Below are 12,699 nucleotides of genomic sequence, written 5' to 3' on the forward strand. Positions count from 1 at the left end.
GAAAGCCGCGCGGCCGATCGATCTCCCCCCTCGTGGGGGAGATGGCCGGCAGGCCAGAGGGGGGCAACGTCGAACGCCATGCTTTGTGCGTGGGCAACTTAACGCGCCACGTCGCCCTTCAAGAGCGCTGACCATGCTCCCTCAGGAAATCGTCAGGAAAAAGCGTGATCGGCAGCCGCTGGCGCCCGATGAGATCGCCGCTTTCGTAGCCGGCCTTACCGACGGTTCCTTCTCCGAGGGGCAGGTCGCGGCGCTCGGCATGGCGATCTTCCTCAACGGCATGGAGCGCGACGAAGCCGTCGCGCTGACGCTCGCGATGCGTGATTCCGGCACGGTGCTTGACTGGTCGGACATGCCCGGCCCGGTGACGGACAAGCATTCGACTGGCGGCGTCGGCGACAACGTTTCGCTGATGCTCGCCCCGATCGTCGCGACCTGCGGCGCCTATGTGCCGATGATCTCCGGCAGGGGGCTTGGCCACACCGGCGGCACGCTCGACAAGATGGATGCCATCCCCGGCTATGCCAGTCAGCCCGACAAGGCGCTGTTCCGCAAGGTGGTGCGCGAGGTGGGCTGCGCGGTGATCGGCCAGACGGCCGATCTGGCGCCCGCCGACAAGCGCTTCTATGCCATTCGCGACGTGACCGGCACCGTCGAATCGATCCCGCTGATTACCGCGTCCATCCTGTCGAAGAAGCTTGCTGCCGGGCTCCAATCGCTGGTGCTCGACGTGAAGGCCGGCAATGGCGCTTTCATGGCAACGAAGAAGAGTGCCTCCGGGCTCGCGCAAAGCCTGGTCGCGGTGGCGAACGGCGCCGGCCTGCCGACCACGGCGCTGATGACCGACATGAACCAGCCGCTGGCAAGTGCTGCCGGCAACGCCGTCGAGGTTGCCAATGCCGTCGATTTCCTCACCGGCCGCGCCCGCGACCGCCGGCTGGAGGAGGTGACGCTGGCGCTTGCGGCCGAGATGCTGCTCGCGGCCGGCATCGCATCCACCCACCGTCAGGCCGAGAGCCTTGCCGGCAACGCGCTCTCGTCTGGTCGCGCTGCCGACGTCTTCGGCCGCATGGTCTCGGCTTTGGGCGGCCCGGCGGATTTCGTTGAGAAGTACCAGACCTATCTGCCTCAGGCGCCCGTCATACGGCCGGTGAAGTCCGGTAAGTCGGGCTTCGTCACGGCAATCGCATCGCGCGACATCGGCATCGCCGTCGTTGCGCTCGGCGGCGGCCGCACGAAGCCGGAAGACGTGATCGACCATGCTGTCGGCATCACGGCGCTCGCGCCGGTCGGCACTGACATCGCCAAGGGTGACGCGCTGGCGATCGTCCATGCGCGCAATGAAGCCGACGCGGACCAGGCGGAAGCGGCGGTTCATGCCGCCTACACGCTGGGCGAGGGCAGGCCGCGTATGCCTCGGCCAGTTATCCGCCGCATCGCGCTCTCAAGCTGAGTTCGGAAAACATTAAACCGATCGGTTGACAGTCAAGCTGGCGCATTCTAATTAAACCAAATGGTTGAGAATGAAGCCGCCCAACTTGACGCAGTCTTCCACGCGCTGTCCGACGCGACCCGCAGGGCGATGCTGCACACGCTGACGACCGGAGAAAGAAGCGTCGGCGAGCTGGCCGCGCCGTTCTCAATGAGCCTCGCGGGCGCCTCCAAGCACGTGAAGGTGCTGGAAGGTGCAGGCCTCGTGCGCCGCGAGATAAGAGGCCGCACGCATTTGTGCAGGCTCGACGCGGCGCGGCTCGCCGAGGCGCAGGCCTGGCTTCGCTACTACGAGCGCTTCTGGACCAGCCGTCTCGATGCGCTGGATGCGCTGCTGCGCGCCGAGGACGAAGAGATGGAGCATTCGAAATGACCGCCAGTCAGCCCGTCATCTTGCAGGTCAAGCGCCGGTTCGACGCATCGGCGGAGCGGGTCTTCGACGCCTGGCTAGATCCGGAGACAGCCGGCAAATGGTTGTTCCGCAGCGAGGAAGGTGAGGCCGTCACTGGCCGTGTGGATGCACGGGTCGGCGGCAGCTTTGCCTTTGTCAGCCACCGCAAAGATGGCGACATCGAACATACCGGCGACTATCTGGAGATCGACCGGCCGCGACGGCTGGTCTTCACCTTCGCGGTGCTGGCGTTCAGCCCGGAATACGACCGCGTGACGATCGAGATCGCGCGTCTCGACAAGGGATGCGAACTGACGCTCACGAGCGAGATGGCGCCGGATGTCTTTGCCGAGTGGGGCGAGCAGACCCGCAAGGGCTGGACCATGATGCTCGACGCCCTCGCGGCGCAACTGGAGGCCTGAGCCATGTTCAGGGTCGATCCGGCACAGGACGGGCAGGGCATCGTTTCCGAGCCCGCGACGGTGCGGATACAAAAGCTGCTGCCTGGGCCGGTCGAGCGCATATGGGACTATCTCACCGATCCCGCCAAGCGGCGGCTCTGGCTGGCTGCCGGTATCATGGAGCCCCACCCCGGCGGGCAGGTCGAGCACCTGTTCCGTCATCGGGAACTGTCAGACGAGGCAACCCCGGAAAGATACCGCGACTTTGAGGACAGCCCCGCCATGCACGGCGAGGTCACGCAATGGGATCCGCCGCGCACCCTCGCCTACACATGGCCCGGCGACAACGGCGCGAGCGAGGTTACCTTCGAGCTCTTTCCCGAAGGGCGTGATGTGCTGCTTGTCGTGACTCACCGCAGGTTGGGCGACCCGGAGACGATGGTCAGCGTCGCCAGCGGCTGGGATGCGCATCTCGGCATCCTTGCCGACCGGCTCGCGGGTGAAACGCCGCGCGGCTTCTGGAGCGCACATACGCGGCTCGAAGCAATCTATCGGGACAGATTCAACAAAATCGACGGAGAGAACAGCAGATGACCGACTTTGCAGGCGGCCGCAACATCGCCATGAAGGTGCCGCCCCACCAGTATGAAGAAACGGTGCGCTTCTATCGCGATGTCATCGGCCTCGCCCGGATCACGGGCCACGAGCCTGCTATCGGCTTTCATTTCGGGGCAAACCAGCTCTGGATCGACAAGGTGCCCGGCATGAGCCAGGCCGAAATCTGGCTGGAAATCGTTACCGAAGACAAGGACAGCGCAGCGGCCCACCTCGAAAAGGCGGGTGCTGTGCGGTGTGACGAGATCGAGCCGCTGGGACCCGAATTCAGGGGGTTCTGGATTTCGAGCCCGGCTTCAATCGTCCATCTGGTGGATGAGAAGGCGGGGGCCTGGTGAATACGAAAGGGCAAACCCGATGATACGATGCAGTCTGTCCTCGGTGATGGTGCTAGACCAGCAGAAGGCCGAGGATTTCTATGTCGGACGGCTGGGCTTTGTGAAGAAGCACGACGTTCCGGCCGGAGCGGCGCGCTGGCTCACCGTTCAGGCCGCCGACGATTCCGGTGTGGAGCTGCTGCTGGAGCCGGCGGGCATGGACTTCGCCCGGGACTATCAGACGGCGCTCTACGAGCGCGGCATCCCGTTCACCCAGCTCGGCTGCGATGACGTGAAGGCGGAGTACGAGCGGTTGACAGGGCTCGGCGTCGTTTTCCGCGGCGAACCGCGTGCGCCCGGATCGGACATGCCCATGATGGCGACATTCGAAGATGGCTGCGGAAACCTGATCCTGTTGGTCGAGGGCTGAGCGCCTACGCGCCCGCCGCACGCCGGAAATGGATGACGGTGGAGTCCTGCAGGGCGCCGCGGGGCGTTTCTTGAAATCCGAGGTGCGTCGCGAGTTGCACGGAAGGCTTGTTGCCTTCGCTGATGATGCAGCTCAGTGGAACGCCCGTATGGTGTTGGTCGGCCCAGTCGAGAATCGCTGTCATGGCTTCCCGCGCCAGTCCCTTTCCCTGGACGGAGGGATGCAGTGCCCAGCCAGCCTCAAGTGTGCCGTCCAGCGGCGGCTCGATGGCGCGCTTGATGTCCATCAGCCCCGCCTCGCCGATTAGCTTGCCGGATTCTCGATCCGTCAATGTCCAGAAGCCGGCTCCCAGCACGGCCCACAGGCCGCGCGAACGCAGGATGCGACCCCAGCATTCCGACCTGGTGAGCGGACGCCCGCTGATGAACCGCACGACGTCATCCTGGGTCCAGAGGTCGAGATAGGCGTCGAGGTCCTCGGGACGGTGCTCCCGCAGGATGAGACGCTCGGTTTGGAGAACGGGAACGGCGCTCATTGTCCGCCGAGCTTTTCGGCAATCAGTGCGGCAAGCCTTGTGGCCACCTCGTTCTTGCTCATTTCCGGCCATTCCTCGGCGCCGTCGGCGGAGACGATGCGGACGAGATTACGGTCGCCGCCCATCACGCCCGACGCGTTAACGCCGCTGTCATGGGAAACGTCGTTGGCGACGATCAGGTCGGCGCCCTTCTTCTTCAACTTCGCGCGGGCGTTCTCCAGAACGTTCTGCGTCTCGGCCGCAAAGCCCACCACCAGCTTCGGCCGGTTGGCGTGGTGTCCGATGGTGGCCAGGATGTCGGGGTTCTCGACCATCTGCAGCGCCGGTGGGCCCTTGCCGACCTCTTTCTTGATCTTCTCACCGGCCTCGCCCTCGGTACGCCAGTCGGCGACCGCTGCAACGAAAACGCCTGCGTCGGCGGGCAGCGCCGCTTCCACGGCAGCCTTCATCTGTCGAGCGGATTCGACGTGTACGACGTTGACGCCGGCCGGGTCGGCGATCGTCACCGGACCCGATACGAGATGCACCTCCGCGCCGAGCCGCGCTAGCGCGCCGGCGATCGCATGGCCCTGCTTGCCCGAAGAACGGTTGGCGATGTAGCGCACCGGGTCGATCGGCTCGTGCGTCGGTCCCGATGTCACCACGATCTTGCGGCCGGCAAGCGGTTTTGGCGCTTCGTCCAGCAGAGCCTCGATCGCGGCCACGATCTCCAGCGGTTCGGCCATACGGCCGTCACCGGCCTCGCCGCTCTCGGCCATCTCGCCGCGCCCCGGTCCGACGAAGGCGACGCCGTCCTGCTCCAATGTCGCGCGATTGCGGCGCGTGGCCGGATGGCTCCACATGCGCGGGTTCATGGCCGGCGCGATCAGCACCTTCTTGTCGGTGGCCATCAGCGTGGTTGATGCGAGGTCGTTGGCGAGCCCGTTCGCCATCTTCGCCATCAGGTCGGCGGTGGCAGGCGCCACGACCACAAGGTCGGCCTCCCGCGACAGGCGGATATGGCCGACATCGTGCTCGTCCTGCCGGTCGAAAAGGTCGCTGAACACATCATCGGCCGAGAGCGCGCCGACAGCCAGCGGCGTCACGAATTCCTGTGCCGCAGCCGTCATCACGCAGCGCACCGACGCGCCGCGCTCGCGCAGGCGCCGTATCAGGTCGAGGCATTTGTAGGCCGCGATGCCGCCGCCGATGATGAGCAGGATGCGTTTGCCGGAAAGGATCATGCGTCGCCCGCGATCACGTCACGCCGGCTTCAGTGCCGGCTCGACGTCGGTATGGACGAAATCGTCGCCTTTGAACAGCAGTGGAAGGCCGCGCGTCTTGGCCAGGGCGTAAGCGAAACAGTCGCCGTAGTTGAGCTTCGCCGCATGACCTGAACCTCGGCCAAATCGTGCGCGCGCATCTACAGCAGCATCCAATTCATCCGCACCGAATGGCACTATCTCGATCAGGGTGTCGGCGATCAGGTTTTTGAGGAACTCGATACCCTTGGTGGGAGCGACGCCTGCCACCACGAAAACACATTCCAGATAGGTTGGCGCCGCCATGATCTTTCCTGGCGTTTCGGCAAGCAACTTGCTGAACGCAAAAGCTTCCGGCTCACGCCGGGCGATCGCAATTACGGCGGACGTGTCGACAACCATTACAGCCCCTCGAACTCACCGGATATGATGTCGCTGAGTTCCTTCTGGCTAAGGTACATATATCGCCCGTCAGCGGGCTCGTCGGATTCAAGATCCTTCGCGCGGCGCATGATTTCCTCAGCATCGATAAGGGAAGAGGGGTGTCTTGTATCCTTGATCTGTTCAGCAAGCAGGATGCGTAGAGTCTCCTCCAGCGAATGCCCGCTCTTGGCGGCCTTTATGCGCCAAGCTTTTTTTACATCCTCGGGCACGTTTCTGATTGTGAAGGTAGCCATCAATGACACCTGTGCTTTCAATGCTAGCAATGTAGCCATTGCTAGCATTGGAGTCAAACTACCCGAGCTGCACCGCGATCCAAATCAGCGTCGCCGCGATGACCCATAGCGCTATGCGCCCGGAGCGCGTGCGCCGCGCCTCGGCGCGTCCGATCTTGTCGGCCGTTTCGTCGTCGAAACGAAGCCCGTTTTCGGCCATCGCGTCGATCTCGCGCGACAACCGCTCGGTGCGCGCAGCAAGGTCGGGTGCCTGGCGGGCCAGCGAAACCAGCGCGCCGACGCCGTCGCGGGCGTCCTCAAGCATGCCGCGCGGCCCGAGATTGGCCCGGATCCAGTCGCCCACCACCGGCTCCGACGTCTTCCACATGTTGAAGGCCGGATCGAGCGTGCGCGCCACGCCCTCCACCACCACCATGGTCTTCTGCAGCAGCACCAGCTCGGTCCGGGTCTGCATGTCGAATAGCTCTGTCACCTCGAACAGCAGAGTCAGCAGCCGCGCCATGGAGATGGTTTCGGCCGGCTGCCCGTGGATCGGCTCGCCGATGGCGCGGATCGCCTGCGCGAAGGCATGCACGTCGTGGGTGCGCGGCACGTAGCCGGCCTCAAAATGCACCTCCGCGACGCGCAGATAATCGCGCGTGATGAAGCCGTAGAGGATTTCGGCAAGGAAGCGGCGCTCCTTCTTTCCGAGCCGCCCGGCAATGCCGAGGTCGACGGCGACGATGGTCCCGTCCGCTTCCACGAACAGGTTGCCGGGGTGCATGTCGGCATGGAAGAACCCGTCGCGAAGCGTGTGGCGCAGGAACGACTGGATCAGCGATGCCGCCAGCGCCTTGAGGTCGTGCCCCGCGGCGCGCAGGCCCTCGATGTCGTTCATCTTGACGCCGTCGATCCACTCCATGGTGACGACGTCGCGCCCGGTGCGCTCCCAGTCCACCCAAGGCACGCGGAAGCCCGGATCGTCGCGCGTGTTCTCGCCCAGTTCGGACAGGGCCGCCGCTTCGAGCCGCAGATCCATTTCGATCTTGGTCGTCTGCGCAAGCGTCTGCGTCACCTCGACGGGCTTCAGCCTGCGCGAGGAAGGCATGAAGCGCTCCTGCATCCGCGCAGCGATGAAATAGCTCTCCAGGTCGTTGAAGAAGCGCCGGCGCACCCCCGGCCGGATCACCTTCACCGCGACTTTCGTCTCGCTGCCATCCCGCAGAACGGCTGCCGGATGCACCTGCGCGATCGATGCGGCGGCGATTGGCGCGTCGAAGTGACGGTAGAGTTCAGTGATCGGCCGGCCCAGCGATTCCTCGATCTCGGCGACAGCTTCCGCGGTCGGGAAGGTCTTCATCCGGTCCTGAAGGTTGGCAAGGTCCGTCGCCACATCGGCACCGACGACGTCCGGGCGCGTCGCCAGGAACTGGCCGAGCTTCACGTAGGAGGGGCCCAGCCGATCGACGGCAAGCGACATCCTCTGGCTGCGCTCGCGGTTCTTCACCTTGCGCCGCGCAAGCAGTTTCGCCGTGCGCCATGCCATTCGGGGCGCGCCGGTAAGCTGATCGCCCGGCAGGGCTGCGAACACGCCTTCTCGCGCGAGAATCCAGCCGGCGCGAACGAGCCGGAAATAGGCGCCCAAAGTACTCATACGGCCGCCTGCTTCAAAGCTTCCAGCCCGAATGCAGCGCCGCGATGCCGCCCGAATAATCGCGCCAGCTCACGCGGTCGAAGCCTGCTTTCCGGATCATCGCCGCGAAATTCTCCTGGTTGGGGAACTTGGCGATCGATTCGACCAGATAGCGATAGGGTTCGCCCTCGCCGGCCACCATTTCGCCGATGCGCGGAATGGCGTTGAAGGACCATGCCTCATACGCCTTGTCCAGAAGCGGCATCTGCACCTCGGAGAATTCGAGACAGAGAAGACGCCCCCCCGGCTTCAGAACGCGAAACGCTTCGGCAAGCGCAACATCGATGCGCGGCACGTTGCGGATGCCAAACGCGATCGTATAGGCGTCGAAAGTCCGGTCTTCGAAGGGCAGTTCCTCGGCGTTCGCCTCGACGAAATCGATATGCTGAGCGATGCCGCGCTGCTCTGCCCGGTCGCGGCCAACTGCCAGCATCGACCCGTTGATGTCCAGCACCGTGGCGTGAGCATTACGCTGTGAAGCCTCGATGATGCGGAAAGCGATGTCGCCGGTGCCGCCTGCAACGTCCAGCACACGCCAGCCGGGCCGCCTTGGTGGGTTCAGCCAGGCCACCATCGCATCCTTCCAGAGACGGTGCAGACCGCCCGACATCAGGTCGTTCATCAGGTCGTAGCGGTTGGCAACCTTGTGGAACACGTCGTTGACGAGCTCCTGCTTCTCGCCAGCGCCGACCTCGCGAAAGCCGTAGGCCGTCTCCATGCCGCCCGTGGCGGTCGTGCGCTGTTCCGACATATGCTCACCTGTTCGAATTTTGGCCGGACCATAGCCGATCGCGGAACGGGGCGCTATTGTCGAAGCCGCGATGAACGGCCGCGCCTCGCAGCGGCGAGACGAGGAGAAAGCGATGGCGCTGAAGGCCGAACTGCACTGCCATGTGGAAGGCGCCGCCGCGCCCGACCTGGTGATCGAACAGGCACGCAAATACGACAAGCCGGTCGAGCCTTTCATCCGTGACGGATCGTTCGTCTGGCACGACTTCACGTCCTTTCTCGCCGCCTACGATTTCGCTGCCGACCTGTTCCGCACGGAGGAGGACTACGCCAAGCTCACCGAGCACTACCTGACCGGTCTCGCCCGCGACGGCGCGATCTATTCCGAAGTCTTCACCTCGCCCGACCACGCCACCAAGGCCGGTCTTTCGCCGAAGGCGTATACCGATGCGCTCGGCGAAGGTATGATGCGCGCCAAGGCCAAGACTGGCATCGAAGGCCGCATGATCGTCACCGGCGTGCGGCATTTCGGGGTCGAATCGGTCGAGGCTGCGGCACGCTTTGCGGCCAAATGCGGCCATCCGCTGGTCACCGGCTACGGCATGGCGGGCGAGGAGCGTTTCGGGGAGGTCGAGGATTACGTCCGCGCCTTCGAGATCGCGCGCGAGGCAGGCCTCGGCATCACCGTCCATGCCGGCGAGCTGGCGGGCTGGGAAAGCGTGCAGGCCGCGCTCGACCATCTGCGGCCGTCACGTATCGGCCACGGTGTTCGAGCGATTGAAAATCCAGATCTCGTCAGGCGCATCGCTGCCGAAGGCATCGTGCTCGAGGTCTGTCCGGTCTCGAACATCGAACTGAAGGTCTTCCCGTCCTTTGCCGAACACCCTTTCCCCGCGCTGCGCAAGGCAGGCTGCAAGGTCACGCTGAACTCCGACGATCCGCCCTATTTCTGGACGTCGCTGAAGCGCGAATACGAGGTGGCGGCCGAGCATTTCGGCCTGTCCGAAAAGGATCTGAACCAGATCACGCGCGCCGCGATCGAGGCCGCTTTCGTCGACCGCAAGACGCGGGCCGCGTTGCTGGCAAGGCTCGATGCGCCCGCATCGCGTCACTGACAAATTTGTGGTTGTCGAAACGCGCACGGTATCTCCTTTGCCGCGCAGTCGTTAATATCGCCGGCAATCAACGGATTTCGGAGAGCAAGGCACATGAATGGCGTAACCGTGGTCGATCACCCGCTTGTCCAGCACAAGCTCACCATCATGCGCGACAAGGAAACCTCGACGGCCAGCTTTCGCCGCCTGCTGCGCGAGATTTCGCTGCTCTTGTGCTACGAGGTCACGCGCGAGCTGGACCTGACCACACGCACCATCGAAACGCCGCTGATGCCGATGGAAGCGCCGACGCTCGAGGGCAAGAAGCTTGTGTTCGCTTCGGTGTTGCGTGCCGGCAACGGCCTGCTCGACGGCATGCTCGACCTGGTGCCGGCCGCCCGCGTCGCCCATATCGGCCTCTACCGCGATCACGACACGCTGGAAGCCGTGGAATATTTCTTCAAGGCGCCGGGCGACCTTGAGGATCGCCTTGTCATCGTGGTGGACCCGATGCTCGCGACGGCGAATTCGGCCATCGCGGCCGTCGACAAGCTCAAACAGCGCGGCGCGACCAATCTGCGCTTCCTCTGCCTGTTGGCCGCGCCCGAGGGCATCGAGCGCTTCACCTCGGCCCACCCCGACGTGCCCGTCTTCACAGCCTCGATCGACGAGAAGCTCAACGAAAAGGGCTACATCGTGCCGGGCCTCGGCGATGCCGGAGACAGGATGTACGGCACGAAGTAGGGCGCGACGGTGCTCTAAGCGACCACCCGGCTCACTGACTTTGCTTCGCCGTGCGCGGCCGGATCGTAGATGACCATGCGGTTGCGGCCCTGTTGCTTGGCCGCATAGAGTGCGTGGTCGGCCTTGCTTGCGGCACTTTCGAGCGTGTCCGAGGCGCTGACGAGATGCGCGCCGATGGATGTCGTGACGCGCAGCTTCGAGCCGCCGGCGATATCGATTGGGCGCGCGCGGATCGTATTGAGTATCTTGTCGCCGATGGCTGCCAGCGAGCGCATGTCGCAGGCCTTCAGGATCACCACGAACTCGTCGCCGCCCCAGCGGGCACACAGATCCTGTTCGCGGGTCACTTCAAGCAGCCGCTGCGCCACCTCGGCGATGACGACATCGCCGACCACATGGCCATGGCCATCATTGACGGATTTGAAGTGGTCGATATCGAGGATCAGCAGGCCTGGGCGCGGCGCATCGATGGTCATGCGCCTTTCTTCCTGCGCGAAAGCTTCCACGAAGCCGCGCCGGTTCAGTACGCCGCTGAGCTGATCGACATAGGCGATCCGCTCGAGCTGCTCCGTGCGCTGGCGAACGGCGGCTTCCAGCATGGCCCGGTCGGTTCCGACTGTCCGCGCCATCACGTTCAGGGTCCGTGCCAGCCGTGCGATCTCGTCCGAGCCCTTTTCGTCGGCGGCCTGTGAAAAGTCGCCAGCCTCGATGCGTCGCACGACGGTTTCGGTGCGCGCCAGCCGGTCAAGCACGCTGCGCTTGAAGAGGTAGGTGACCAGCCCGGCTGCAACGAGCATCACCAGCCCGATCAGGCAGGCTATGGGGCCGAAAAGGCGCCGATCTATGATCGTGCCGACGTCCATCAGCGTGACGTTGTACCAGCCGAGCTCACGGAGGTGGCCGACACCGACGAGCATGTCCGTGCCGTTCACCTTCAGGAAGCGTGCCTGCGCCTTGCCGCCACCTTGCTCAGCCACCGCGTCCATCATGGCCGCGAACGTTGCGCGGTCGCCTTCCGTATCGAGGAAACGGAAGAACGTCTTCTTGTCGCTGTCGTCCTTGGTCAGGCTGCGGAAGTCGATCAGGCTGGCGTCCCGGCTGGCCTGCACCGCGCCCGAACGGTCTACGAACATGCTCTCGACGCCGGGCTGGTCGCTCTCGACGACCTCGCGCAGGAAGGTGGTCAGGTCGATGCCTGTGCCAACGACGCCGAGCACGTCGCCATTTTCCTCGATGACGCAATTCATCCACACCTTGGTGACTGCCAGCACGACGTCGTGGTTGACGTTGAGATGGCAGCCGGGGCCGGCGGCGAGCGTCTTGTAGTACCAGTCGTCGCTTGGATTGTCCGGTGACACCGCGTAGCGCAGCTGGTCGCCGGTGTAGGTGCCGTCCTGGTCGTTGAAATAGTAGTTGCCGGAAGAGCCGACGATGAAGAAGTAGCTGCGGTCGATAAACGTTCGCCGGAAATGCTCCAGCTCGGCGATCCCGCGCGCCTTGCTGTCGTCACCGAACTCGTTGCGAGCCCAGTCGATGATCGTCGGCGAGCGCATCAGCGTCTCGGCCAGCGCTACCTCGCGCCGCAGCGCCTCGAGGCCGCGATAGCGGTCGTAGAGGATCTGCCGCTCGGCAAAAAGCGTGCCCAGTGTGACGACCGTCCGATCGACGATCCATGTGAAGGCAAGAGCGGCCGGAATCGCGACCGTGACAAACGCCGCCAGCGTCAGGACAAGCACGCGCAGGCGCAGACTAGCCGCGAATTTTTGCTTCAGCGACGTCAGAATACTAACTGCCATGAATACCCCGGTCCCGCAGTTTGGGCCAACAGCCCAAGCCTTTCCCCTGCCTGAAGGACGGTATGTATCCGAACTTTAGTTAAAAGACAGCCATCGCGGTGCAGCCGCCGACAGGCTTTGCGAAAGCAGCCTATTGACGGAACGTCGGCGTGGGCGCAGAGCGTCGAAATGCGCTGGCTTTCTGCTGGCCTTGTTTCCTTTCCGTTTGCCCGGAGGCGTCGTGACCTACTCAGGACTGTTTCAACTCGGCGCGTCGACCGTGATCTTCGTGCTGGCAGCCAGCGCCGCCAAAGGCTGGACGATAACCCCCACCCATTGGCGGCTTGCTCTCGTCCTAGCTCTTTATACGGCGGGCAACCTGATCATGCTGCGCCTGATCCGCGAGTTCGGCATGGGTGTGGCTCTCAGCCTCTCCGCCGTCATCCAGCTTGTCGCGGTCAACCTCGTCGCCTTCCTATGGTTCGGGGAGAAGGTGAACGCGCTTCAGGGCCTGGGCATTCTGGCGGCCATCGCGGCAATAGGCCTGATTACCGTCGGACCCTACCTCTCCGCGCGCTGATTGCTGC

The 12,699-nt window shown here is 64.2% G+C and carries 16 protein-coding genes; 9 read left to right on the forward strand and 7 right to left on the reverse strand.

Translation table 11 applies throughout. The annotated features are described in order from the left end of the window. The first annotated feature begins 133 nt into the window (after nt 1-133). From deoA to V1479_RS03655, 6 genes are read left to right on the forward strand one after another with little or no spacing between them, the layout of a single operon-like run. Nucleotides 134-1,453, forward strand: a complete 1,320-nt coding sequence (gene deoA / locus V1479_RS03630) for a thymidine phosphorylase (RefSeq protein WP_368801705.1) — start codon at nt 134-136, stop codon at nt 1,451-1,453. 60 nt (nt 1,454-1,513) lie between these two features. Beyond that, nucleotides 1,514-1,864 carry an ArsR/SmtB family transcription factor gene (locus V1479_RS03635; protein ID WP_368801706.1) on the forward strand — a complete coding sequence of 117 codons (351 nt, stop codon included), beginning with the start codon at nt 1,514-1,516 and terminating at the stop codon, nt 1,862-1,864. Next, nucleotides 1,861-2,304 (forward strand): SRPBCC family protein, encoded by a 444-nt coding sequence (locus V1479_RS03640; protein WP_368801707.1) that lies wholly within the window; start codon nt 1,861-1,863, stop codon nt 2,302-2,304. The genes V1479_RS03635 and V1479_RS03640 overlap by 4 nt, the downstream gene beginning before the upstream one ends. A gap of 3 nt (nt 2,305-2,307) precedes the next feature. Then, entirely contained in the window at nt 2,308-2,877 is a 570-nt protein-coding gene (locus V1479_RS03645; RefSeq protein ID WP_368801708.1) for an SRPBCC family protein, read from the forward strand. Then, on the forward strand, nt 2,874-3,236 hold the full coding sequence (locus tag V1479_RS03650; RefSeq protein WP_368801709.1) for a VOC family protein: 363 nt from the start codon (nt 2,874-2,876) through the stop codon (nt 3,234-3,236). The genes V1479_RS03645 and V1479_RS03650 overlap by 4 nt, the downstream gene beginning before the upstream one ends. A gap of 19 nt (nt 3,237-3,255) precedes the next feature. Beyond that, nucleotides 3,256-3,645, forward strand: a complete 390-nt coding sequence (locus tag V1479_RS03655; RefSeq protein ID WP_368801710.1) for a VOC family protein — start codon at nt 3,256-3,258, stop codon at nt 3,643-3,645. A gap of 4 nt (nt 3,646-3,649) precedes the next feature. On the opposite strand, the gene V1479_RS03660 is transcribed toward V1479_RS03655, so the two are convergent. From V1479_RS03660 to ubiE, 6 genes are read right to left on the reverse strand one after another with little or no spacing between them, the layout of a single operon-like run. Next, the gene (locus tag V1479_RS03660; protein ID WP_368801711.1) at nt 3,650-4,180 is read right to left on the reverse strand and encodes a GNAT family N-acetyltransferase; all 531 of its coding nucleotides are present in this window, start codon (nt 4,178-4,180) and stop codon (nt 3,650-3,652) included. Next, nucleotides 4,177-5,403, reverse strand: a complete 1,227-nt coding sequence (gene coaBC / locus V1479_RS03665; protein WP_368801712.1) for a bifunctional phosphopantothenoylcysteine decarboxylase/phosphopantothenate--cysteine ligase CoaBC — start codon at nt 5,401-5,403, stop codon at nt 4,177-4,179. The genes V1479_RS03660 and coaBC overlap by 4 nt, the downstream gene beginning before the upstream one ends. A gap of 18 nt (nt 5,404-5,421) precedes the next feature. Beyond that, the gene (locus V1479_RS03670) at nt 5,422-5,823 is read right to left on the reverse strand and encodes a type II toxin-antitoxin system VapC family toxin (RefSeq protein WP_368801713.1); all 402 of its coding nucleotides are present in this window, start codon (nt 5,821-5,823) and stop codon (nt 5,422-5,424) included. Continuing rightward, a complete protein-coding gene (locus tag V1479_RS03675; protein WP_368801714.1) occupies nt 5,823-6,098 on the reverse strand; it encodes a FitA-like ribbon-helix-helix domain-containing protein in 276 nt (91 codons plus the stop codon). Before V1479_RS03675 ends, V1479_RS03670 begins: the two co-directional genes overlap by 1 nt. A gap of 58 nt (nt 6,099-6,156) precedes the next feature. Continuing rightward, nucleotides 6,157-7,731: a 2-polyprenylphenol 6-hydroxylase gene (ubiB, locus tag V1479_RS03680; protein WP_368801715.1), complete on the reverse strand. Its 1,575-nt coding sequence runs from the start codon at nt 7,729-7,731 to the stop codon at nt 6,157-6,159. A 13-nt stretch (nt 7,732-7,744) separates the two neighbouring features. After that, nucleotides 7,745-8,521, reverse strand: a complete 777-nt coding sequence (gene ubiE, locus V1479_RS03685) for a bifunctional demethylmenaquinone methyltransferase/2-methoxy-6-polyprenyl-1,4-benzoquinol methylase UbiE (protein ID WP_368801716.1) — start codon at nt 8,519-8,521, stop codon at nt 7,745-7,747. A 112-nt stretch (nt 8,522-8,633) separates the two neighbouring features. Between ubiE and V1479_RS03690 the strand changes: the two genes are divergently transcribed. Continuing rightward, on the forward strand, nt 8,634-9,614 hold the full coding sequence (locus V1479_RS03690; RefSeq protein WP_368801717.1) for an adenosine deaminase: 981 nt from the start codon (nt 8,634-8,636) through the stop codon (nt 9,612-9,614). Between the two features lie 93 nt (nt 9,615-9,707). Further along, a complete protein-coding gene (gene upp / locus V1479_RS03695; RefSeq protein WP_173188039.1) occupies nt 9,708-10,337 on the forward strand; it encodes a uracil phosphoribosyltransferase in 630 nt (209 codons plus the stop codon). A 14-nt stretch (nt 10,338-10,351) separates the two neighbouring features. On the opposite strand, the gene V1479_RS03700 is transcribed toward upp, so the two are convergent. Next, nucleotides 10,352-12,133: a sensor domain-containing diguanylate cyclase gene (locus tag V1479_RS03700; protein WP_368801718.1), complete on the reverse strand. Its 1,782-nt coding sequence runs from the start codon at nt 12,131-12,133 to the stop codon at nt 10,352-10,354. 220 nt (nt 12,134-12,353) lie between these two features. Here V1479_RS03700 and V1479_RS03705 point away from each other — a divergent pair, with 220 nt between their 5' ends. Further along, a complete protein-coding gene (locus V1479_RS03705; RefSeq protein ID WP_173188035.1) occupies nt 12,354-12,692 on the forward strand; it encodes a hypothetical protein in 339 nt (112 codons plus the stop codon). The last annotated feature ends 7 nt before the right edge of the window (nt 12,693-12,699 follow it).

Origin of the sequence: Neoaquamicrobium sediminum (assembly GCF_040970315.1) — a bacterium.
GTDB lineage: Bacteria > Pseudomonadota > Alphaproteobacteria > Rhizobiales > Rhizobiaceae > Aerobium > Aerobium sediminum.